The sequence below is a fragment of the Terrabacter ginsenosidimutans genome (genome assembly GCF_039539425.1).
Classification (GTDB): Bacteria; Actinomycetota; Actinomycetes; order Actinomycetales; family Dermatophilaceae; genus Terrabacter; species Terrabacter ginsenosidimutans.
The window spans coordinates 359,230-380,484 of sequence record NZ_BAABDC010000003.1; the positions used below are offsets into that span (position 1 = coordinate 359,230).

The 21,255-nt window shown below is 69.8% G+C and carries 19 protein-coding genes and 1 tRNA gene; 9 read left to right on the forward strand and 11 right to left on the reverse strand.

Going from position 1 to position 21,255, the window contains the following annotated elements:
* Nucleotides 1-25: 25 nt before the first annotated feature.
* The 4 genes from ABD831_RS11975 to ABD831_RS11990 all read right to left on the reverse strand — a co-directional run bounded on the left by ABD831_RS11975 (nt 26) and on the right by ABD831_RS11990 (nt 4,090).
* The gene (locus ABD831_RS11975) at nt 26-850 is read right to left on the reverse strand and encodes an SDR family oxidoreductase (RefSeq protein WP_344946428.1); all 825 of its coding nucleotides are present in this window, start codon (nt 848-850) and stop codon (nt 26-28) included.
* Nucleotides 847-1,671, reverse strand: coding sequence for an ABC transporter permease subunit (locus tag ABD831_RS11980; RefSeq protein ID WP_142179254.1), 825 nt, complete (start codon nt 1,669-1,671; stop codon nt 847-849). The genes ABD831_RS11975 and ABD831_RS11980 overlap by 4 nt, the downstream gene beginning before the upstream one ends.
* Entirely contained in the window at nt 1,668-2,621 is a 954-nt protein-coding gene (locus ABD831_RS11985; RefSeq protein ID WP_344946431.1) for a carbohydrate ABC transporter permease, read from the reverse strand. Before ABD831_RS11985 ends, ABD831_RS11980 begins: the two co-directional genes overlap by 4 nt.
* A 104-nt stretch (nt 2,622-2,725) precedes the next feature.
* A complete protein-coding gene (locus ABD831_RS11990; protein ID WP_344946434.1) occupies nt 2,726-4,090 on the reverse strand; it encodes an ABC transporter substrate-binding protein in 1,365 nt (454 codons plus the stop codon).
* 370 nt (nt 4,091-4,460) lie between these two features.
* On the opposite strand from ABD831_RS11990, the gene ABD831_RS11995 reads away from it, so the two are divergent.
* From ABD831_RS11995 to ABD831_RS12010, 4 genes are all read left to right on the forward strand, one after another.
* Complete coding sequence (locus tag ABD831_RS11995) at nt 4,461-5,369, forward strand: helix-turn-helix domain-containing protein (protein WP_344946437.1); 909 nt, start codon at nt 4,461-4,463, stop codon at nt 5,367-5,369.
* 183 nt (nt 5,370-5,552) lie between these two features.
* A complete protein-coding gene (locus ABD831_RS12000) occupies nt 5,553-7,115 on the forward strand; it encodes a Re/Si-specific NAD(P)(+) transhydrogenase subunit alpha (RefSeq protein WP_344946440.1) in 1,563 nt (520 codons plus the stop codon).
* Between the two features lie 3 nt (nt 7,116-7,118).
* Nucleotides 7,119-8,504: a Re/Si-specific NAD(P)(+) transhydrogenase subunit beta gene (gene pntB, locus ABD831_RS12005; protein WP_344946443.1), complete on the forward strand. Its 1,386-nt coding sequence runs from the start codon at nt 7,119-7,121 to the stop codon at nt 8,502-8,504.
* Nucleotides 8,505-8,763: 259 nt separating this feature from the next.
* Complete coding sequence (locus ABD831_RS12010) at nt 8,764-9,435, forward strand: helix-turn-helix domain-containing protein (protein WP_344946447.1); 672 nt, start codon at nt 8,764-8,766, stop codon at nt 9,433-9,435.
* A 66-nt stretch (nt 9,436-9,501) separates the two neighbouring features.
* Here ABD831_RS12010 and ABD831_RS12015 read toward each other — a convergent pair whose 3' ends face one another.
* The 3 genes from ABD831_RS12015 to ABD831_RS12025 form a co-directional block, all read right to left on the reverse strand.
* Nucleotides 9,502-11,001 (reverse strand): amino acid permease, encoded by a 1,500-nt coding sequence (locus tag ABD831_RS12015; protein ID WP_344946450.1) that lies wholly within the window; start codon nt 10,999-11,001, stop codon nt 9,502-9,504.
* A 168-nt stretch (nt 11,002-11,169) separates the two neighbouring features.
* Nucleotides 11,170-11,967, reverse strand: coding sequence for a PH domain-containing protein (locus ABD831_RS12020; protein ID WP_344946453.1), 798 nt, complete (start codon nt 11,965-11,967; stop codon nt 11,170-11,172).
* Between the two features lie 18 nt (nt 11,968-11,985).
* Nucleotides 11,986-12,156, reverse strand: coding sequence for a hypothetical protein (locus ABD831_RS12025; RefSeq protein ID WP_185744804.1), 171 nt, complete (start codon nt 12,154-12,156; stop codon nt 11,986-11,988).
* 152 nt (nt 12,157-12,308) lie between these two features.
* Here ABD831_RS12025 and ABD831_RS12030 point away from each other — a divergent pair, with 152 nt between their 5' ends.
* Nucleotides 12,309-13,298: a small ribosomal subunit Rsm22 family protein gene (locus ABD831_RS12030; protein WP_344946456.1), complete on the forward strand. Its 990-nt coding sequence runs from the start codon at nt 12,309-12,311 to the stop codon at nt 13,296-13,298.
* Nucleotides 13,299-13,329: 31 nt separating this feature from the next.
* On the opposite strand, the gene upp is transcribed toward ABD831_RS12030, so the two are convergent.
* Nucleotides 13,330-13,968, reverse strand: coding sequence for a uracil phosphoribosyltransferase (upp, locus tag ABD831_RS12035; protein WP_142179244.1), 639 nt, complete (start codon nt 13,966-13,968; stop codon nt 13,330-13,332).
* A gap of 17 nt (nt 13,969-13,985) precedes the next feature.
* On the opposite strand from upp, the gene ABD831_RS12040 reads away from it, so the two are divergent.
* Together ABD831_RS12040 and ABD831_RS12045 are read left to right on the forward strand one after the other, a co-directional pair.
* Entirely contained in the window at nt 13,986-14,489 is a 504-nt protein-coding gene (locus tag ABD831_RS12040; RefSeq protein WP_344946460.1) for a nucleoside deaminase, read from the forward strand.
* Between the two features lie 10 nt (nt 14,490-14,499).
* Nucleotides 14,500-14,589, forward strand: a tRNA-Ser gene (locus tag ABD831_RS12045).
* 107 nt (nt 14,590-14,696) lie between these two features.
* On the opposite strand, the gene ABD831_RS12050 is transcribed toward ABD831_RS12045, so the two are convergent.
* Both ABD831_RS12050 and ABD831_RS12055 read right to left on the reverse strand, forming a co-directional pair.
* Nucleotides 14,697-15,512 (reverse strand): alpha/beta fold hydrolase, encoded by an 816-nt coding sequence (locus ABD831_RS12050; RefSeq protein ID WP_344946463.1) that lies wholly within the window; start codon nt 15,510-15,512, stop codon nt 14,697-14,699.
* A gap of 60 nt (nt 15,513-15,572) precedes the next feature.
* Nucleotides 15,573-17,156: a serine hydrolase domain-containing protein gene (locus ABD831_RS12055; protein WP_344946467.1), complete on the reverse strand. Its 1,584-nt coding sequence runs from the start codon at nt 17,154-17,156 to the stop codon at nt 15,573-15,575.
* A gap of 98 nt (nt 17,157-17,254) precedes the next feature.
* Between ABD831_RS12055 and ABD831_RS12060 the strand changes: the two genes are divergently transcribed.
* Nucleotides 17,255-18,646: a wax ester/triacylglycerol synthase domain-containing protein gene (locus tag ABD831_RS12060; protein ID WP_344946470.1), complete on the forward strand. Its 1,392-nt coding sequence runs from the start codon at nt 17,255-17,257 to the stop codon at nt 18,644-18,646.
* A gap of 104 nt (nt 18,647-18,750) precedes the next feature.
* On the forward strand, nt 18,751-19,587 hold the full coding sequence (locus ABD831_RS12065; protein WP_344946474.1) for a helix-turn-helix domain-containing protein: 837 nt from the start codon (nt 18,751-18,753) through the stop codon (nt 19,585-19,587).
* Nucleotides 19,588-19,627: 40 nt separating this feature from the next.
* Here the strand turns inward: ABD831_RS12065 and ABD831_RS12070 are convergent, their stop codons facing one another.
* Nucleotides 19,628-21,211 (reverse strand): helicase HerA-like domain-containing protein, encoded by a 1,584-nt coding sequence (locus ABD831_RS12070; protein ID WP_344946477.1) that lies wholly within the window; start codon nt 21,209-21,211, stop codon nt 19,628-19,630.
* Between the last annotated feature and the right edge of the window lie 44 nt (nt 21,212-21,255).

A 21,255-nucleotide genomic window follows, 5' to 3' on the forward strand; every position in this document is an offset into this window, starting at 1 on the left:
GCGCCGAGGGGTGGTGGCGAACCTGTCAGTGGGTCTCGGAGAGGCTCCACATCGTCCAGAGCTCGGTGCGCATCCGTCGAGGCTGTCGCAGGGTGTACCCGACGGCCTGGGCGATGTCGTCCGGCTCCATGAAGTCCCCCTGGGACGGGTCGCGGTCGCCGAAGCGGCCGTCCGCCGCCGCGAAGGGCGTGTTGACTCCCGCGGGCGCGATCGTCGTGGTGCGGATCCCCTCGGTGCGCAGCTCGCGGTCCAGGGCGTAGCCGAGGTTGATCTGCGCGGCCTTGGTCGCGGCGTAGACCGCCTCCTTGCCGCCACCGATCAGCAGGCCGGCGACCGAGCCGATGATGACCAGGTCACCGCCGTCGCCCTGGGCGCGGAACTGGCGCACCGCTGCCCGGGCCAGCCACACGGTCCCCTTGACGTTGACATCGACCATGAGGGACACCTCGTCCGCCGAGTAGTCGAGCACCCCGCCGTAGAAGCCGACGGCGGCGTTGGCCACGACCGAGTCGACCCGCCCGAAGGCCTCCACGCCCGCAGCGACGAGGGCGTCCGCAGTGGACTCCTGGCTGACGTCGCCGATGCTGACCACGAGGCGGTCCTCGTCCCACTCGTCGCGCAGCCGCGTGAGGGCGTCGGCCCTGAGGTCGCCCGCCACGACCCGGCCGCCGGCGTCGAGCACGAGCCGGGCGATGGCGCCCCCGATCGCGCCCCCGGCCCCGGTGACGACGACGACCGTGTCCTCCAGGCTTCGTCCGCGGTCCACCACGCGGGTGCCGGCTGCGACCGCGGCTCCCTCGACCGCCTCGACGGCCTCGACGGCCGGTGCGGGCACGGCAGCGCGGGTCACTTGATCGCTCCCATCGACAGGCCGCGGACGAGCTGCTTCTGGGCGACCCAGCCGGCGATGATGACGGGAAGTGCGGCGATGGTTGCGGCCGCCGACAGGACGGCGAGGAACTGGCCGCGGCCGTCGACGAAGCTGCCGAGGAACGGCGGGGTGGTGCGGGCCGCCGAGCTCGTCAGCAGCAGCGCGAGGAAGTACTCGTTCCAGGCGAAGATGAAGCTGATCAGCGCCGCGGCGGCGACCCCCGGGAGCACGAGCGGCAGGACGATCCGCACGATCTCGCGGAACATTCCTGCCCCGTCCACCCGGGCCGCCTCGATGATCTCGAACGGGACCTCGAGGAAGAACGATCGCATCATCCACACCGTCACCGGCAGGTTCATCGCGCCGTAGACGATCGCGAGGACGTAGATGTTGTCGAGCAGCCCGACCGTCTTGAAGATCATGAAGAGCGGCAGGACGATCGCGGCGAGCGGCATGAACCGGGTCGAGATGAAGAACGACAGCGAGTTCTCGACGTTCTTGACGCGGCGGATCGACAGCGCGTAGGCGGCCGGGATCGCGAGGAGCACCGAGATGATCGTCGACGTCAGCGCCGCGGTCAGCGAGTTCTGCAGGTAGCCGGCCATCCCGCGGTCCATGGCGAGCTGGTAGCCCTCGGTGACGGGCTTGAAGAAGAACGTCGGGTTTACGGACGACGCGAGCGACTCCGGCTTGAACCCGTTGAGGACCATCCACAGCACGGGGAAGAAGAAGACGAGGACGAGGATCCACGTCGCGAGGGTCGTGAGCGCCCCCTTGGCCGATCTGGTCGAGCCGTTCATCGACTTCCTCCTGCCATGAAGACCTTGAAGACGCTCTTGAGCGCGATGGTCGCGACGATGATCGTGAGGATGACGGTCACGACGCCGTATGCCGCTGCCTGCCCGACGTCGAGCCCGATGAAGGCCCGCTCGTAGAGGAGGTACGCGAGGGTCTTCGTGCCGCCGGTCCCCTTGGTGAGGATCGCGATGGGGTCGAAGACCTGGAGGATGATGACCGAGCCGAGCAGCACGCCGATCTCGACGTACATGCGCAGGTGGGGCAACGTGATCCACGTGAACGTCCGCCACGCGCCGGCTCCGTCGACCTGGGCGGCCTCGAGGATTCCCTTGTCCTGGCCCTGCAGCCCGGCCAGGAGGATCAGCATCATGAACGGCGTGAACTGCCAGGTGAGCACGATGACGACCGTGGCCATCGGGTGCTCGGTGCTCCACGCCACGACCGGCAGGTGCAGCGACCGGAAGAGCCAGTTGAGCATCCCGATGTTCGTGTCGAACATCGAGTACTTCCAGATGAGCGAGGCCGCCGCCGGCATGATGAGGAAGGGCGTGATCATCAGGGTCCGGGCCAGCGCCCGGCCGCGGAAGTTGCGGTCGAGCAGCATCGCGAAGAGCAGCCCGAAGAGCAGCGCCAGGACGACCGAGAAGGCCGTGATGAGGACGGTGGCGACGATCGAGGGCCACAGGTCACCGGAGGTCAGGGCGCTCGTGTAGTTGTCGAACCCCGCGAAGGCGCGGTCGTTCGGGTAGAGCAGGTTCCACTTCGTCAGCGAGAACCCGATCGTGGTGAGGAACGGGATCTGGGTCAGCAGGATGAGGAAGATGACGGCGGGCAGGAGCAGGCCGCGGTTGCGCCACAGCTCCTTGTGCTGCACGCGCCGCTTGTCCGTCGCGGTGGCGGCCCGGACGTCCTCGAGCTCGGATGGTTGTGGGGTGGCTGTGGTGGTGGTCATGTCGGCACTCCCTCGTGCGACTGCGGGGTGGGGAAGGTGGGGTGGTGCCGGGTCCGGGGCGTGCCGGACCCGGCACCACGTGTCACCTGTTCGTCAACGGGACGTCACTTCTTGTGCTTGTCGCCGGCTGCCTGGGCGATGGTCTGGCACTTGCCGAGCGCGTCGTCGATCGTGCCGCGGTTGGCGAGGTAGTCCGCGACCAGCTGTGCGCACTGGTTGCCGACGTCCTGGAACTCGGGGATCGAGACGTACTGGATGCCGACCCAGGGCTGCGGGTTCACGCCCGGCTGCTTCGGGTTGACCGAGCTCATGACGTCGAGCGTGATCGGCGCGTAGGCCTTCGCGGCGTCCTTGTACTCCGGGATCGAGTAGGTCGAGGTCCGCGAGCCGGGCGGGACGTTGGACCAGCCGATCTTGTTGCCGACGAGCTTGATGTAGTCCTTGCTCGTGGCCCACTTGACGAACTTGACGGCGGCGTCCTTCTGCTTCGTCGACGTCGGGATGGCGAGGTTCCAGCTCCAGAGCCAGCCGGACTCCTTCGTCTTGTTCACCGGCATGTGGGCGTAGCCCATCTTGCCCTTCACCGGTGAGTCGGCGGCCTCGAGCATCGAGGCGGCCACCGAGGCGTCGGCCCACATCGCGGCCTTGCCCTCCTTGAGAGCGGTCAGGCACTCGTTGAAGCTGTAGGACACGGGGTCCTTCTCACCGGAGTCGTCGAGCATCTTCTTGTAGAAGCCGACGGCCTCCTTCCACTCCGGGGTGTCGACCGTGGCCTTCCAGTTGCTGTCGTACCAGTTGCCCCCGAAGGTCTGGACGACGGTGGTCAGCGGGGCGAAGAGGTCGCCCCAGCCCGGCTTGCCGCGCATGCAGATGCCGGCCATGTCGGGGGTGTTGACCTTCTTGGCCGCGTCCGCCACCTGCTGCCAGGTCGGGTTCTGCGGGATCGTGACGCCGGCCTTGTCCAGGATCTCCTTGTTGTACATGAGGATCGAGGACTCGCCGTAGAACGGGACGGCGAAGAGCTTGCCGTTGTAGGTGTTGACGTCGCGCACCGGCGGGAGCAGGTCGTTGACGTCGTACGACGCGTCGGACTGCAGCTCCGGGGTGAGGTCGACGAGCCAGCCGTTGGCACCCCACTGGGGGGTCTCGTAGGCGCCGATCGTGACGATGTCGTACTGGCCGGCGCCGCTCGCGACGTCAGCCGTCACGGCGGCGCGGAGGTCGCCCTCCTCCATGACCTGGAAGTTGACCGTGACGCCGGGGTTCGCCTTCTCGTACTCGGTCTTGAGCTTCTCCATGTCCTTCATCTGGCCGTTGTTCACCGTGGCCACCTTGAGGGTGACGGCGCCGCCGGCCCCGCCGGTCGACCCGCCGCCGGACTGCACGGCGCCGGACGAACAGGCCGTCACCGTCATGGCGACTGCCACCGCGCCCGTCCCCAGCGCGAGCATGCGCTTGTTCGCAAGCATTCCTAACTCCTTTGGTAGGCATCTGTCGTTCCGGCCCGAGGCCGCCGATCACCGGTGAGGCAGGCACACCGCCCGGATGGCGTCCGCAAGCAGTTCTTGACTGGAACTTGCCCGTACGGTATTGACGCGACGACGACGTCAACAAGCACCATGAGCCCTCTGTCGTTGATACGATTTTGCGAGGGAGAGGTGCCGGGACGGCTTTTCCGGTCCGCTCTCCAGCACGAGCGGTGACGATGAGGTCCCGGCCCCGACGAAGGACAAGATGGTTTCGTATCGATCCGGCGGGACTTCTGGACGTGGAACGACCCACGTGCCCGAGGGGAATACCAGCGCGCCGTCTTCGTCCGCCTTGCAGCTGGGCGCACCGATGCGCCGGGAGGTCATCCCGCCGCACCCGCAGGCGTCCGTGCGCGTCCTGACCCACGACTTCCCGAGCGAGATCTGCGGGTGGGGCTACCACCCCGAGTACGAGATCCACCTCATCACCAAGACGCGTGGCAGCTTCATCGCCGGCGACCACATCGGCACGTTCGCGCCGGGTCACGTCAGCATGATGGGTCCGAACCTCCCGCACGACTGGGTCAGCGACCTCGCGGACGGTCAGGTGGCCGTGGACCGTGACGCCGTCATCCAGTTCAGCGACGAGTGGGTCCGCGCGGCGACGGAGCACCTGCCCGAGCTCGCCGAGGTGTCCGAGCTGCTGCACCGGTCGACGCGGGGGCTGGTGTTCTCGGGCGCGACTGCGTGGCGGGCAGCCGAGACGATCCTCGCCTGCGTGCACAGTCACGGTGTCGAGCAGCTCGGCCACCTCTTCAAGCTCCTCGCGCTGTTCGCGCACGCCCCGACCGACGAGTACGAGCTCGTGGCGAGCGAATGGGTGGGACGACCGACGGACCGGGCCTCGCGGGACGCGGGCGAGGCCGGACTGAGCTACATCCTCGACAACCTGACCGGTGACGTCCGGCTGTCGACGGCCGCGAGGCTGGCGTTCATGTCCGAGCCGACGTTCTCCAAGTACTTCAAGACGGCCACCGGCATGACGTTCTCCAACATGGTCAAGAAGTTGCGGATCGCCTATGCCCGCCGCCTTCTCGACACGACCGAGCACTCGGTGGCCCAGGTCGCCGAGATGAGCGGCTACCACAACATGGCCAACTTCAACCGGCAGTTCCTCGCCGAGGTGGGCACCACCCCGAGTGCCTACCGCAGGCTGGAGTCCGACCAGAAGCCGCCGCCCGAGCTGTTCAGCCTGGGTCGGCGGGCGCCCTCGCCCTGACCGCCGCCGGCGCTGCCGCCGCGCACGGGCTGGCTCGCAGCCTCCGGATGCCCACGATCAGAGACGTTCCGGTCCGGACGCGTGTCATTTGTGTGACGTGCCCGGCAGAGCCGCCGCTACCAGCGGGTCGTGCCCTAGGTTCGTGAACCAGTGCCCACAGCCCTCCGCGCGAAGGAGCCCAGCGTGCAGATCGGTGTCCCCCGAGAGACCCGTGCCCGTGAGACACGCGTCGCCGCGACGCCCAGGACCGTCGAGCAGCTCGTCGCCCTCGGCTACGAGGTCGCCGTCGAGAGCGGAGCGGGAGCGGGCGCCAGCTTCTCGGACGAGGCGTATGCCGCAGCTGGCGCTCGCGTGGTCACCGCCGACGAGGCATGGGGCTCGGCCGTCGTGCACAAGGTCAATGCCCCATCTGACGACGAGATCTCGCGGCTGCGACCGGGCACCGTCCTCGTCTCGCTCATGGCGCCGGCGATCAGCCCGGACCTCGTGGAGAAGCTCCGCGCGGCCGAGGTCACCGCGATGGCGATGGATGCCGTCCCCCGCATCAGCCGCGCGCAGTCGCTCGACGTCCTCTCCTCGATGGCCAACATCGCCGGCTACCGCGCGGTCGTCGAGGCTGCCCACGAGTTCGGCTCGTTCTTCACCGGTCAGGTCACGGCCGCCGGGAAGGTGCCTCCCGCCAAGGTGCTCGTGGCGGGGGCGGGGGTGGCAGGGCTGTCCGCGATCGGCACGGCGCGCTCGCTCGGTGCCATCGTCCGCGCGACCGATGCGCGCGTCGAGGTGGCCGAGCAGGTCGAGTCGATGGGCGCCGACTTCCTCGCCGTGCAGATGCCCGAGGTGGACGCGGCCGCGGCCTCGAGCGACGGCTACGCCAAGGAGATGGGGGAGGAGTACAACCGGCGCGCCGCCGAGCTGTATGCCGCCCAGGCCCCTGACGTCGACATCATCATCACGACGGCGCTCATCCCGGGACGTCCTGCGCCACGGCTCATCACCGGCGAAATGGTCGCCTCGATGAAGCCGGGCTCGGTCATCGTCGACATGGCCGCGGCCAACGGCGGCAACGTCGAGGGCTCGGTTGCCGACGAGATGGTCGTGAGCGACAACGGGGTGCGGATCATCGGCTACACCGACCTCGCGGCCCGGTTGCCGACCCAGGCCTCGCAGCTCTACGGCACCAACCTCGTCAACCTCATGAAGCTGCTCACGCCGGGCAAGGGCGGCCAGCTCGTCCTCGACTTCGACGACGTCGTGCAGCGCAACATGACCGTTGCGCGCGACGGCGAGCTGCTGTGGCCACCGCCGGCGATCCAGGTGAGCGCGGCGCCGCTCGCGCAGTCGCCGGCGGGCAAGCAGGTCACCAAAGAGCCTGAGCCGCCGAAGGATCCGCGCCGAAGGTATGCCGGCATGGCGATCGGTGCCGTGGTCTTCGCAGCGATCGCGGCCGTCTCACCGGCGAGCTTCCTGGGCCACTTCACCGTGTTCGCGCTCGCGGTCGTCATCGGCTACTACGTCATCGGCAACGTCCACCACGCCCTGCACACGCCGCTCATGTCGGTGACCAACGCGATCAGCGGCATCATCGTCGTCGGCGCCCTGCTCCAGCTCGGGTCGGCCCGGACGTCGCCGAGCTCACAGCTCGTCATCCTCGTCCTCGCCTTCGTCGCCACGCTGATCGCGAGCATCAACATCTTCGGTGGCTTCACCGTGACCCGCCGCATGCTGACGATGTTCAGGAAGGGCTGAACCATGACCGACGTCAGCACGTCACTCATCCAGGCGGCATACATCGTCGCGGCTCTTCTCTTCATCATGTCGCTCGCCGGCCTGTCGAGGCACGAGACTGCCCGCGACGGCAACGTGCTCGGCATGGTCGGCATGGGCATCGCCCTCGTCGCCACCCTGTGGCTCTCCCTGCGGGATGCCCCGTGGGGCAACGTGATCGCCGTCGCCGTCGCCATGGCGATCGGCGCCGCGATCGGCATCTGGCGCGCCCGTCGCGTCGAGATGACGGGCATGCCCGAGCTGATCGCGATGCTCCACTCGTTCGTCGGCGCCGCCGCGGTCCTCGTGGGGCTCAACACGTTCCTGGCCTCCGAGGGAATCGGTGACTCGGTCCACCTCGTCGAGATCTTCCTCGGCGTCTTCATCGGCGCGGTGACGTTCACCGGCTCGATCGTGGCGTTCCTCAAGCTCTCGGCCCGCATCTCGAGCAAGCCGCTCATGCTGCCGGCCCGCCACTGGCTCAACCTCGCCGCACTCCTCGTGTCGGCGGGGCTGCTGGTGTGGTTCGTCGCGGCTCACTCGATCGTGCCGCTGCTCGTCATGACGGCGATCGCCCTCGCCTTCGGATGGCACCTCGTCGCCTCGATCGGGGGCGGCGACATGCCCGTCGTGGTGTCGATGCTCAACAGCTACTCGGGCTGGGCGGCGGCCGCGGCCGGCTTCATGCTCGGCAACGACCTGCTCATCGTGACGGGCGCCCTCGTCGGCTCGTCCGGTGCCTACCTCTCCTACATCATGTGCCAGGCCATGAACCGGTCGTTCGTCTCGGTCATCGCCGGCGGGTTCGGCTCCGATGGGGCCGTGTCCGACGCCGACGTCGACTACGGCGAGCACCGCGAGACCAACGCTGCCGAGGTCGCCGAGCTGCTCGAGAACGCCACGTCCGTGGTCATCACCCCCGGCTACGGCATGGCCGTCGCGCAGGCGCAGTACCCGGTCGCCGAGCTGACGTCGAAGCTGCGCGAGCGCGGCGTCGACGTCCGGTTCGGCATCCACCCGGTCGCCGGCCGGCTGCCCGGCCACATGAACGTGCTGCTCGCCGAGGCGAGGGTGCCCTACGACATCGTCCTCGAGATGGACGAGATCAACGACGACTTCCCCAACACCGACGTCGTGCTCGTCATCGGCGCCAACGACACGGTCAACCCGGCCGCCGCCGAGGACCCGACCTCACCGATCGCCGGCATGCCGGTGCTGAAGGTGTGGAACGCGAAGGACGTCGTCGTGTTCAAGCGCTCGATGAACGCGGGCTACGCCGGCGTCCAGAATCCGCTCTTCTTCCGCGACAACTCCGCCATGCTCTTCGGCGACGCCAAGGAGCGCGTCGAGGACATCATCAAGGCTCTCTGAGAAAGCTCCCGCGGACGGGAGCCCAGCCAGCGACTCGTAACCTGCTCCGTTTTCGGGAGCAGGTTACGAGTCGCGCGGGGATTGGTGCGGGAGCTGGTCTATCGGCACTTGCTCCGCTTTGGGGAGCAGGTTCCGAGTCGGGCGGGTATTGGTGCGGGAGCTGGTCTATCGGCACTTGCTCCGGTTTGGGGAGCAGGTTCCGAGTCGGGGGAGTGTCACCGGTGGCTGCCAGCATCTCCGGCACGAGGAGGCGGTGGCCATGAGTGAGCCGGTGCGGGCGGAGTCAGCTGACGCGAGCGAGGCGGGCGAGGTCTTCGACGGCGCGCGCTACATCGTCCGTGCGAGGAGGCTGGCGGACCTTAGCCAGCGAGAGCTGGCGGAGGAGGTCGGCCTGTCGAGGGCCACTGTCGGACGGCTCGAGTCCGGAGCCAGCAGAGTGGACACCGCGACGTTGTCGGTCATCCTGGGACGTGCGGGCCTTCGCCTCACCGTCGTCGACCGCGACGGGCGCGAGGTGGGGCCGGTTCCGTCCGACGTCCTGCGCGACAACGCGGACCGGCGTTTCCCGGGTCACCTCGACGTCCGGCCGCCCCAGGATGCACCCTCCGACCGGGTCCACCCGCGCCGTGGCGTGCGAGAGGCGCGTGGCTGGTTCGAGCAGCGCCCGTCCAGGGCCGCCCGCCGCGGTCGCGCAGGCGTGCCCGCCGACCACCCGACCGTCAGCGGTCTTCGCGAGGACCGTCGGGCTGCCTACTGGCGAGGGGTGGCGTCTGCCGAGACCCGTCGCGCGGCGGAGCCCCAGCCGGAGTGCTCGTGCTTCGACGACTGCTTCGAGCGCGCCTGCCTGACCGACTGTCCTTGCCAGTGCGAGCCGGACCACCGGTCCGTCCTCGGGTCCCTCCACTTGCTGCAACCGCCGAGCGGCGAGTAGACCCCGCCCGAAGCCGACAGCCCGCCCGTGACGTCACGGGCGGGCTGTCGGCAATGGCGTGGTGGGTCAGCGTTCGCTGAGGACCTCCGGTGCGCCTCGGCTGCCTTCCTCCTCCTCGCCCGTCGCCAGCTTGCTGTGGTGGCGCGAGTAGGAGAAGTAGATGAGGAAGCCCAGGGCCATCCACACGACGAAGCGGATCCACGTCTCGATCGAGAGGTTGAGCACGAGGTAGAAGCACGCGGCCGCCGACAGCCACGGCACGAACGGGTTGCCCGGGACCTTGAACGAGCGCTTCAGGTCGGGGCGGCGCTTGCGCAGGATCGGGACGGCGAGCGAGACGAGCATGAACGCCGTCAGCGTGCCGATGTTGACCATCTCCTCGAGCTTGCCGATCGGCGTGAGCGAGGCGATGAGGGCGACGACGCCACCGATGATGAGGGTCAGCTTGACCGGCGTTCCCGTCTTCGGGTTGGTGCGGCCGAGCGTCGCCGGGATGAGGTGGTCGCGGCTCATGGCAAACGTGACGCGCGTGGCGCCGATGATGAGCGTCATGACGACCGTCGTGAGGCCGGCCACGGCTCCTGCCGAGATGAGGGTCGCGAAGCCGTCCTTGCCGACGTGGGTGAAGGCGGTCGCGAGCGCTGCCTTGGGGTCGATCTCCTTAAAGTTCTGCATGCCCGTGATGACCAGCGTGACGGCGACGTAGAGCACCGTGCAGATCACGAGCGACCCGATGATGCCGCGGGGAAGGTCGCGCTGAGGGTTCCTCGCCTCCTCGGCCGTCGTCGCGACGACGTCGAACCCGATGTAGGCGAAGAACACGATCGCCGCGCCGGCCATGATGCCCATGACGCCGTAGGTCGCAGGGGTCATGCCGGTCAGGACCTGGAGCAGGGGTGTCGCCAGGCCCTCGGCGGCCTTGCCGGGCTGCGACGGCGGGATGAACGGCGACCAGTTGTCGCGGTTGATGAACTGGATGCCGGCGAAGATGACGAACAGCACGATGAACAGCTTGACGCCGACGAGCACCAGGTTGACGCGCATCGACTCCTTGATCCCCTTGGCGATGAGCAGGGTCAGGGCCGCGATGAGCAGGAACGCCGGCAGGTCGAAGTGCGAACCAGGCCCTAATGGCTCTGGCCAGGTGATCCCCAGCTGGCCCAGCAGGGTGACGAAGTACTGCGACCACCCCTGGGCCACCACGCTCGCGCCGAGCATGAGCTCCAGCAGCAGGTCCCAGCCGATGATCCAGGCGACGAGCTCACCGAGGGTCGCGTAGGAGAAGGTGTAGGCCGACCCCGAGATGGGCACCGTGGAGGCGAACTCCGCGTAGCAGACGGCGGCCAGACCGCAGACGATGGCGCCGACGACGAACGACAGCGCGATCGACGGTCCCGCATAGTCCTTCGCGGCCCGCCCGGTCAGCGTGAAGATACCGGCGCCGATGATGACGCCGACGCCGAAGACGATGAGGTCGAGCGCGCTCAGGGTCCTCTTCAGCTGGTGGTCGGCTTCCTCTGCCGAGGCCATCGAGGCCTCGATGGACTTGGTGCGAAAGACACTCATGCTGACCTCCGAGCAGGTCGGTGATGGGATCACCACAAACTAGCGGTGAGCGCGTCCGGCGGCGAGCCCTGGCGGGACACCGTCGGCCGCGAACCGTCGACGGGTGCCGCGGCTCTCAGAGTGGTACCCCGCCGGCCCCGGTCCCTGTCAGCAGGGCCCGAGCAGTGGTCAGCCGTCCGAGCGTGGCCAGATCGGGCCGGTGTCGGCGCCGCGGCGCCGGCGCTTCAGGTCGTCGCTCTCGTAGACGGTCTCGGGGCGCTCGGCCGGCCGATGGATCGGCATCGCGCGCGAGTAGGAGTCCAGCCGATCTTGGATCGGGTTGTGCGTGCGGGGCACGTCGGGATAGTCCGTGCTCGCAGCACGCGCGACCGATCCCTCGCCGGGCGTCGGGGCTTCGGGCGGACCCGGGTCTGCGGGAAACTCCTCGATCTCCTCGAAGTCCTCGTCGCCCGGGGGCGGAACGATGTGGAAGATCTCGGCACAGATGTTGCGGTACGTCTGGTCGGGGTCGGGCACCCACTTGATCTCGCGGAGGGCCTGGTCCTGGCCCGCGCTCTCGAGGACGAACTTGCCGTAGCCGAGGAACTGGCCGGGGATGGAGCGGACGTAGCTCATGTCGGTGACCTTGAGCAGCGGCATCATCGCGACCTTGTGCGAGATGAGGCCGTAGCGCAGCAGGAGACGCTTGTCCGTGGCCACGAACCAGTTGTGGCTCCAGTCGAGCAGGCACCAGAGCATCCGCGCGAGCAGCGCGAAGAAGATCCACCAGAAGATGGTGCCCAGCGCCTGGGTCGACTTCGTGACGTTGGAGTCGACCCACACGGCGGCGACGAAACCCAGGGTGGTCGTCGCGACCGGTTCGGCGAGCTTGGCCCAGTGGGCACGCACCGCCGTGACGAGCCGCTCGCCCGGGAGCAGGATCGGCGTCAGCCCCTTCGGGACCTCGCTGCTCCGGAGGAAGGCCATGGACTCAGTGTGCGCGCATCAGCGGTTGAGCAGGGAGCTGAAGAACCGCAGGATCGCGTTGAAGCCGTCGACGAGGACCCCCCAGAGGTTGCTGACGATGTCGGCAGCCTTGTCGGGGGACGTGAAGACGGCGTAGACGAAGAACGCGAGCACGACGATCAGGATGATCTTCTTGGCCTTGGCGCCCATGGTGTGTAGCTCCTTGGAGGGAAGGTGTCGGGGCTGCCCTGACAGCCTCCCGGCACAGAGGTGTGTCCAGTGTGCCGTACGGGGCTGGTGTGGTGTGGCACGCCTCCCGCGTGTCGGTCGGCCGCCTGCCCTCGCGCCGCTATCCTCCTCGCGTGTCGCGAACGCCAGAGTATGCCGCCGCGCTGCGCACCGCTCTGAGGCGCGCGGTGGGCGGGGTCGACGAACGTGAGCTGACGCGGGCGACCGAGGCCCTCGTCGCGCGGTACCGCTCGGTGGCGCCGGCCTCCGCGCCCATCCTCGCCTCCCGCGTGCACGTCGCGGCGTATGCCGCCTACCGGATGCCGGCCACGCATGCCGCCCTGTCGCGCGTGCTCGGCGCCGTCGCCGCGCATGGCCTCGACCCCCGCTCGATGCTCGACTTCGGCGGTGGCACCGGTGCTGCGGCGTGGGCAGCTGCCAGCGTCTTCGAGGCGCTCGAGTCGGTCACCGTGCTGGACCAGGTCGAGGACGCGCTGGCCCTGGGGCGCGAGCTCGTCATCGATGCGCCGTCCCCGGTCCTGGCCCGCGCGAGGTTCCAGCGGGCCCGCGCCGGCGCGTGGCCCGAGGTCCGGGCCGACCTCGTGACCGTGTCGTACGTCCTCAGCGAGCTCGACGAGCGGCAGCAGGACGCGCTCGTGGCCGATGCGATGCAGCGTGGACAGGCCGTCGTCGTCGTCGAGCCCGGCACCCCCGACGGCTACACCCGGGTGCTCCGCGTCCGCACGGCGCTCATCGCCGCCGGTTGGACCCTGCTCGGACCGTGCCCGCACGCGGCGGACTGCCCTCTGACCAAGGGTGACTGGTGCCACTTCGCGGCCCGCGTCAACAGGAGCGCGGAGCATCGACGGCTCAAGGGCGCCGAGCTGTCCTACGAGGACGAGAAGTTCTCGTGGGTCGCGGCCGTCGCCCCGGGTGGCGCCGAACTGCCTGCGGCAGAGACGCTCTCGGCTCGCATCCTCCGCCACCCGTTGAAGCGCAGGGGATTCGTCGAGTTCCAGGTGTGCCGTCCGGACGGCAGCGCGGGCCGAGAGGTCGTCTCGAAGAAGGCCGGCGAGCGCTATCGGAGGGCGCGCGACGCGGAGTGGGGCGACGAGCTGCCGTGACCACACGGCATACGCGACGAAACGGGTGCGCTCAGACGACGCCGTAGAGGCGGTCGCCGGCGTCGCCGAGACCGGGGACGATGTAGCCCTTCTCGTTGAGCTTCTCGTCGATGGTGCCGAGCACGACCTTGACGGGGATGTCGCTGTCGGCGAGCTCGTCCTCGAGGTGCTTGATGCCCTCGGGGGCGGCGAGCAGGCAGACGGCCGTGATGTCGCGGGCGCCCTTGGCGGTGAGGTAGTCGATCGCCATGACGAGCGTGCCACCGGTGGCGAGCATCGGGTCGAGGATGAACACCTGGCGGCCGGTCAGGTCGTCGGGCAGGCGGTTCGCGTAGGTCGAGACCTCGAGGGTCTCCTCGTTGCGGATCATCCCGAGGAAGCCGACCTCGGCGCTCGGGAGCAGCTTGACCATGCCGTCGAGCATGCCGAGACCCGCGCGCAGGATGGGCACGATGATCGGCTTCGGGTTGCTCAGCTTGATGCCGGTGGTCGGTGCGACCGGCGTCTCGATCTCGAACGGCTCGACACGGACGTCGCGGGTGGCCTCGTAGGCGAGGAGCGTCACGAGCTCCTCGGCGAGGCGTCGGAAGGTGGGGCTGTCGGTCCGCTTGTCGCGCAGGTAGGTCAGCTTGTGGGCGATGAGCGGGTGGTCTGCGACATGGACGTCCATGGGTGGAAACTTAGCGCGTGGCGAAGAGATCCGAGACCCCCGGCAGGGGCTCCGTCCCTGCACCCGAGACGTATGCCGCCTGGGTGGGCCAGGCGCTCGACCTGGCCGCCGCGACCGCGGAGGCCGAGGACGTGCCGGTGGGCGCGCTCGTCGTCGACCCGGACGGACGCGTGGTCGGTCGCGGGCGCAACGTCCGCGAGGAGCTGGGCGACCCGACCGGGCACGCCGAGGTCGTCGCGTTGCGGGAGGCGGCGCACGTGCTGGGTTCGTGGCGGCTCGACGGCTGCACCCTCGTGGTGACCCTGGAGCCGTGCGTCATGTGCGCCGGCGCGGCGATGGCGGCCCGGGTCGAGCGGATCGTGTTCGGTGCCTGGGACCCCAAGGCGGGGGCGTGCGGGTCGGTGTGGGACCTGACCCGGGACCCCCTCGCGACGCACGTCGTGGACGTCGTCGGGGGAGTGCGCGCCGAGGAGTCGGCAGCCCTCCTGGTCGATTTCTTCGAGGGACGCAGGCTCCGGTAAGGTCTCTCCCGGTGGCGTGTCCGAGCGGCCTAAGGAGCACGCCTCGAAAGCGTGTGTGGGGGTAACTCCACCGTGGGTTCAAATCCCACCGCCACCGCCAGACGAAGAAGGACCCGACGCGCTTGCCGTCGGGTCCTTCCTCTTTTCGTCGAACGCAGAGGCCTCGGGCAGGGAGCCCGTTCCCGCCCTCGGAGCTGACCGGCTACATCAGGCTCGCGTGAGGAACGCCCGTACCGCTGCCATGACCTCGGCGGGGTTCTCGTCCTGCGGGTTGTGGCCGGCCTCGTCGACGAGCACGAGCTCGGCGTGGGGGATCCCGTCCACGAGCTCGCGTTGGCACTCCGGAGGGAAGACGAAGTCCTCACGCCCGGCGACGACCAGGGTCGGGGCCGTGATCTCACCGAGTCGGGACACCACCGACCAGCCGGGCAGCAGGGAGCGCGCTGCGAACAGGTACGGCTCGGCGCGGATCCGCGAACGCCAGCCGCCCTCGGCCAGCTCGCGCACCATCCCGATGAAGCCGTGGTTGGGCATGTAGGCGCTGCTGATCCGCCAGAAGATGGGGAGGTACTCGCGCGGCTCGAACTCGCCGCTGAACCAGCGCCGGACCAGCTCCACCTTGGCAGCGCTGAAGCCCCGCTCCGACATGACCCGAGGGGCGTTCTCCCGGGCCCAGCGCGCGTCGGCACCGGTGTCGACGAGCACGAGCCGTGACACGTGCTGTGGCTGGCGGAGGGCGTACTCGAGGGCGACGTGCCCGCCGAAGGAGTGACCCAGCACGGCCCACCGGTCGAAGCCGAGGTGCTCACGCAGGGCCTCGGCGTCGGCCGTGAGGTTCTCCCACGTCATCGACGACGCGGGAGGCCCGGTCGAGCGCCCGTTGCACCGGTGGTCGTAGAAGACCAGCGTGTGCTGGTCGGCCAGTCTCCTGAAGGCGCCCATGGTCCACAGGTCGGCGCTCGGGCCGCCGTGCATGAGAACGAGCGGATCGCCGTGCCCGACGACGTCGACGTAGAGCGACACGTCCCGGAGCGGGACGTGCCTCGGCCAGTCCCTCGCGTGCGCACGGCGGGACGGCACGGCTCAGGACCCCTCGGGCGGAACGTGCGCGGGGAACGGGTTCCGGCTGGAGGCCCGGCCGGAGCCCCGACCGGAGCCCCGACCGGAGCGGCGAGGCCCCGCGATGCCGGCGGCGAGGACCCCCGCGGCCAGGGCCCCCGCGGCCAGGCGGCGGGGGTTGCGCAGGTCGGGACGCCGCTCGAACGCCATGAGGTCGAGCCAGAGGGTGCGGGCACGACGACCGGCGTCCGCCGTGGCGAAGACGACCGGCAGCGTGCCCATGCCCAGCTCCGAGAAGTCGACCCGGAAGGCGTAGGGGTCCTTCGGGTCGTCGGAGTGGAGCGGCATGCCCCTGCGCAGGGCCGGGACGGGGGTGAGCGGCTTGAGGACCAGCCGGTGACCGTCGACGACGACCTCGGCGCCGGCGCCCATGAGCGCCCGGGCGAAGAGGTTCGTCACCGGGCCGGGCGCTGGGGAGTACCAGCCGCACAGCTCGGCCCAGACGTCAGGTCGGGGCGCGACGTCGTGACGCAGCCGGTCCTCGGGCAGGTCCAGGAGCGTCCGGATCACGGCACTGCAGACCTCCGTCGGGGCTCCCTGCCCGCTCAGGCCTCCCGTGTTGGCCAGGGCCACGACCCCCAGCCCGGCGCTCGGCTCCAGCGTCAGCGCGGCAAGGAAGCCGGACACGACACCGCTCTTCCCGACGGTGCGGTGGCCGTCCTCGACGCCCAGGTCGAAGCCGAGGCCCATGCCGGGCAGCCGAGGGTCGGGTCGGAACTGCGGGGAGAACATCTCCGCGACGGTCGACGCCTCCAGGATCCGTCCGCCGGCGCCGGCTCCCTGGTGCAGCAGGCACTCCACGTAGCGGGCCAGGTCGGTCGAGGTCGAGTAGAGGCTCCCGCCGCCGGGCGTCGGCACCGGTCGGTCGGGCGCCGGCACGAGCCCGCGGGACCGCACGAGGTAGCCCGTCGCGAGCGCGGACCGGACCCGTGCGGACCGGACGAGGTCGGTGTCCCACATCCCGAGGGGGTCGAAGACGTGCTCGCGCAGGTAGTCGGCGAGGAGCTGTCCGGAGACGTCCTCGACGACCTGCCCGAGCGCGGCGAAGCCGTGGTTGCTGTAGACCCACTTGGTGCCGGGCTGGACCTCCTGCGGCAGCCCGCCGCGGTAGTACTCGCCGAGGGGCAGCAGTCGACGGGCTTCCACGCCCGCGCCCGAGACGGGGTGGAGCAGGTCGGACCACCGTCGCCAGTAGCCGACCCCGGCGGTGTGGGTGAGCAGATGGCGCAGGCTCGCCGGCCGCAGACCTGGTCGCGTCGGGCGCAGCCGGAAGGTCGAGAGGTAGTCGTTGGCGGGTGCGTCGAGGTCGACCCGCCCCTGCTCCCACAGCTGCATCACCGCCACCGCGGTGAAGGTCTTGGTGAGCGAGCCGACGCGGAAGACGGTGTCCGGCGTGATGGGCGCCGCGCTCGTCACGTCGCTGACACCGTGGTCGTGGAACCACGTCGGCTCGCCGTCGCGGACCACGGCGACCGCCAGACCCGCGGTCGGCCAGCGGTCGAGGACCCGCACGACGTCGCGGCGCAGCGCGAGCTCGGGACTGTCCATGGGCTCAGCGTGCGAAGCGGGGGAGGGCGTCACAAGGGCCGTTGGTCCCTGTTCGAGCACGGCGTGACGGCTGGATGCTGGCTTCAGGAGGTTGTGGTGTGCCGATCGAGAGGCTGAGCTCCGAGGATCGGATGCTCCTGCTCTCCGACAAGGCCTGGCCGCAGGACGTCGGGGTCGTCGTCATCCTCGAGGGTGGCCGTCTTGTCGACGAGGAGGGTCGTCCGTCGGTCGAGGCTGCCAGGGAGGCCGTCGCTCGCGGGCTCCCCGGGCTCCCGCGGTTGCGGCAGGTGCTGCGGGTGCCGCCTCGTGGGCTCGGCGGCCCGTTCTGGGTCGATGCACCTGACTTCGACCTCGCCCAGCACGTCCGTCTGGGACCCCCGATCGAACCGGGCGGCGAGGGTGCCCTCCTGGCCGCGGTCGAGGACATCCGGAGCCGCCGCCTCGACCTGGGTCGGCCCCTGTGGGAGATGTGGCTGCTCCCCGGCCTCGATGCCGGTCGCGTGGCCATGTTCGTGCGCATGCACCACGTCGTGGCGGACGGAGTCGCGGGAATCGCGAGTCTGGCTGCCCTGCTGCGCGCGTCGGCCGGTGCCGGCGCTCCGGCAGGCCGTGCCCGGATCCCGGCACCGGAGCCGACTCGTCGGGAGCTGCTCACCGAGACCTGGTCCCGTCACGTGCACGAGGCGGGTCGCGGCATCGCCACGCTCCGCCATCCGCGTGCGGGCATGCGGGCCGCGGGAGGCGCCTGGCGCGCGGTACGTGGGCTGGTCGGCGGCGAGCCGGGACCGGTGACGAGCCTCAAGGGACTGGTCGGTCCGCATCGTCGGCTGGCGCTCGTGCGCGTTCCCCTGCGCGAGGTGGAGGACGTGGCCCATGCCGATGGGGCCACCGTCAACGACGTGCTCCTGGCGATGATCGCCGGTGGCGTGCGTGCCCTCCTGACCAGTCGGGGGGAGCAGCTCGACCAGCTGACCCTCCCGATCCTCGTCCCGGTCTCCCTGCGCCGGGGGGCTGACGACACGGGGCCGGGCAACCGGATCTCCCAGATGAAGATCCAGCTCCCCGTCGGTGAGCCGGGCGCGCGTGAGCGGCTTCGTCTGGTCACCGCGGCGACGTCCGGCGCGAAGGCGATGCGCCATCCCTCGCTCAGTCTGGTGTTCCGGAACAGGGTCCTCAGCGCGATCATGCTCCGGCTCGTGATCCGTCAGCGCATCCACCTGCTGAGCGCCGACATCGTCGGACCGAGGGAGCCACTGTCCTTTGCCGGCGCCACGGTCCTCGACGCGTTCCCGTTGATCAACCTCCTGGGCAACATCACTCTGGGCGTGGGTGCGCTGTCCTACGCGGGCCGGTTCGACGTCCTCGCCGTGGCGGACGCCGACCTCTTCCCCGACCTCGACGTCTTCGCCGCCGGCGCCGAGCAGGAGATCCGCGACCTCGCCGCCCGCACCGACCGACAGCCAGCACCAGCACGGGCACCGCGGCGGTGAGGTCACGTCCGCTGGGACCGGACGAGACGGCATACGAAAGCCCGTGGAGCCCGAGTCGGGCACGGCGGGTCTCGGAAGCGTGGCCCACTGGCAGGATGTGCGCCATGACCACGGACGTCCCGCTCAGCGTGCGCACCCCCTCACCGCTGGGCGAGTTCCTGCGCACCCGCCGCAAGCAGCTCGCGCCCGAGGAGGTCGGCATCAAGCGCGCCAAGGGTCGGCGCCGGGTCGGCCTCAGCCGCACCGAGGTCGCCGAGCTGGCGAACATCTCCGTGGCGTACTACGACCTCATCGAGCGGGGCCGCGACCTGCGCCCGAGCACGAGCGTCCTCGACGGTCTCGCCCGCGCGCTCAAGCTCGATGCGGACGGCCGCTCGCACCTGCACGCGCTCGCCACCGGGGCGCCCTCCCGCCGACCGCAGCCCCACGAGGAGCTCACCGAGGAGCTCGAGGAGCTGCTCGACTCGCTCGACCCCAACCCCGCCTACGTCGTGGGCGCGCGCTGGGACGTCCTCGGGGCCAACCACACGGCGTGCCAGCTCTTCACCGACTGGGAGAGCAAGCGGACCAAGCGCGAGCGCAACCTGCTGTGGTTCTACTGCTGCGACCCGGCTGCCCGCAGCCTCTTCGTCGACTGGGAGCAGGAGGCCGCCGACCAGCTCGCGCTCTTCCGCGAGGCGTATGCGCGCCACCCCGACGACCCGTCGTTCAAGCGCGTCCTCGACGAGATCTTCAAGGCGAACCCGGCGACCGTCGAGTGGTGGGAGCGGCACGACACCGACCCGACCCGCGGCCGCACCAAGCGGATCCGCCTCGACACCGGTCAGGTGATCCAGCTGCGCCAGCTCGTGCTGCAGGTGCTCGACGAGCCCGACATCCGCGTCATCAGCTACTTCGCCGACGTCGACGGGGACCTCGACGACATCGAGTTCGACGCGTAGGTCGTCGCGGACGTATGCCGCATGGCTGCGCCCGCGGGGCTCAGCGCTTGCGGGTGCCGAAGATGCTGCGGGTGATCTCGCGCCCGATGACGGTGCCGGCCGAGCGGAGCATGGACTTGAAGGCCGAGCTGCCGGCGACCTGCTCGATGATGCTCGGCTCCTCCTTGGCGGGCCGCTTCGGGGTGGCAGCGGGCGCCGCAGGCGCGGGAGCGGGAGCGGCGGCAGCCGGCGCCGCAGGGGCCGCCTGGAGGCGGGCCGCGAGCATCTCGTAGGCGGACTCGCGGTCGACGACGGCGGCATACTTCGTCTTGATCTGCGACGCGCCGATGACGGCGTCCATGGTCGCCTGGGGCGAGGGGTCCATGAGCGAGTTCGGGGCCTTCATCCGGGTCCAGGCGACGGGGGTCGGCACGCCCTTGTCGGACAGGACCGTGACGACGGCCTCGCCGATGCCCAGGCTCGTCAGGAGCTTCTCCATGTCGTAGGCCGTGTGCGGGTAGGTCGCGATGGCCTGCTTGAGCGCCTTCGCGTCGTCGGGGGTGAAGGCTCGCAGGGCGTGCTGCACGCGGTTGCCGAGCTGGGCGAGCACGCCGGGCGGCACGTCCTTGGGCGACTGCGTCACGAAGAAGACGCCGATGCCCTTGGAACGGATGAGCCGCACCGTCTGCTCGATGGCCTGCAGGAACGCCTTGCTCGCGTCGTTGAAGAGCAGGTGCGCCTCGTCGAAGAAGAAGACGAGCTTCGGCTTGTCGAGGTCGCCCTCCTCGGGCAGGTCGTGGAAGAGGTCCGCGAGCATCCACATGAGGAAGGTCGAGAAGAGCTGCGGGCGGTCCTGGACCTGGGGCAGCTCGAGGCAGGAGATGATCCCCTTGCCGTCGGCGGCCGTGCGCAGCAGGTCGCTCGTCTCGAACTCGGGCTCGCCGAAGAAGTCGCCCGCGCCCTGGTCCTCGAAGGTGATGAGGTTGCGCAGGATGACGCCGGCCGTCGCGCTCGAGAGACCACCGAGGTCCTTGAGGTCGGCCTTGCCCTCGTCGGACGTCAGGTGCGTGATGACGGCACGCAGGTCCTTGAGGTCGAGCAGGGCCAGGCCGTTCTTGTCGGCGTAGTGGAAGATCAGCCCGAGGCTGCTCTCCTGCGTGTCGTTGAGGCCGAGGACCTTGCTGAGCAGGGTGGGTCCGAAGCTGGTGATCGTGGCGCGGATCGAGATCCCGTCGCCCTTGTCGCCGAGCGCGAAGAACTCGGTGGGGTATGCCGTCGCCGCCCACGGCATGCCGACGTCCGCCGCGCGGCCGGTGATCTTGTCGCCGCCCTCGCCCGGTGTCGCGAGGCCGGACAGGTCGCCCTTCATGTCGGCGAGGAAGACCGGGACGCCCTGCTCGGAGAGCTGCTCGGCCATGAGCTGGAGCGTCTTCGTCTTGCCGGTGCCCGTCGCGCCGGCGACGAGGCCGTGCCGGTTGAGCACGCTGAGCGGAATCTGTACCGGGGCGTCCGCGTGGGCCTGGCCGTCGACGACCGCCGCACCCAGCCTGAGCACGCCCCCGTCGAAGGCGTAGCCGGCCCGGATCTCGTCGATCTGGCTGCTGTCGCCCGTGCCGGGCGCTCCTGAGGCTGCAGTCTCGGTCACGCTTCGCACTCTAGTGGCCGGACCTTCACCTTCGATGTCTATGC

What these genes read in the sequence shown, in the direction of transcription:
- ABD831_RS11980 (WP_142179254.1), bottom strand. Translation starts at nt 1,671, where the DNA reads ATGAACGGCTCGACCAGATCGGCCAAGGGGGCGCTCACGACCCTCGCG.
- ABD831_RS11985 (WP_344946431.1), bottom strand. Translation starts at nt 2,621, where the DNA reads ATGACCACCACCACAGCCACCCCACAACCATCCGAGCTCGAGGACGTC.
- ABD831_RS11990 (WP_344946434.1), bottom strand. Translation starts at nt 4,090, where the DNA reads ATGCTTGCGAACAAGCGCATGCTCGCGCTGGGGACGGGCGCGGTGGCA.
- ABD831_RS11995 (WP_344946437.1), top strand. Translation starts at nt 4,461, where the DNA reads ATGCGCCGGGAGGTCATCCCGCCGCACCCGCAGGCGTCCGTGCGCGTC.
- pntB (WP_344946443.1), top strand. Translation starts at nt 7,119, where the DNA reads ATGACCGACGTCAGCACGTCACTCATCCAGGCGGCATACATCGTCGCG.
- ABD831_RS12010 (WP_344946447.1), top strand. Translation starts at nt 8,764, where the DNA reads ATGAGTGAGCCGGTGCGGGCGGAGTCAGCTGACGCGAGCGAGGCGGGC.
- ABD831_RS12015 (WP_344946450.1), bottom strand. Translation starts at nt 11,001, where the DNA reads ATGAGTGTCTTTCGCACCAAGTCCATCGAGGCCTCGATGGCCTCGGCA.
- ABD831_RS12020 (WP_344946453.1), bottom strand. Translation starts at nt 11,967, where the DNA reads ATGGCCTTCCTCCGGAGCAGCGAGGTCCCGAAGGGGCTGACGCCGATC.
- ABD831_RS12025 (WP_185744804.1), bottom strand. Translation starts at nt 12,156, where the DNA reads ATGGGCGCCAAGGCCAAGAAGATCATCCTGATCGTCGTGCTCGCGTTC.
- upp (WP_142179244.1), bottom strand. Translation starts at nt 13,968, where the DNA reads ATGGACGTCCATGTCGCAGACCACCCGCTCATCGCCCACAAGCTGACC.
- ABD831_RS12055 (WP_344946467.1), bottom strand. Translation starts at nt 17,156, where the DNA reads ATGGACAGTCCCGAGCTCGCGCTGCGCCGCGACGTCGTGCGGGTCCTC.
- ABD831_RS12065 (WP_344946474.1), top strand. Translation starts at nt 18,751, where the DNA reads ATGACCACGGACGTCCCGCTCAGCGTGCGCACCCCCTCACCGCTGGGC.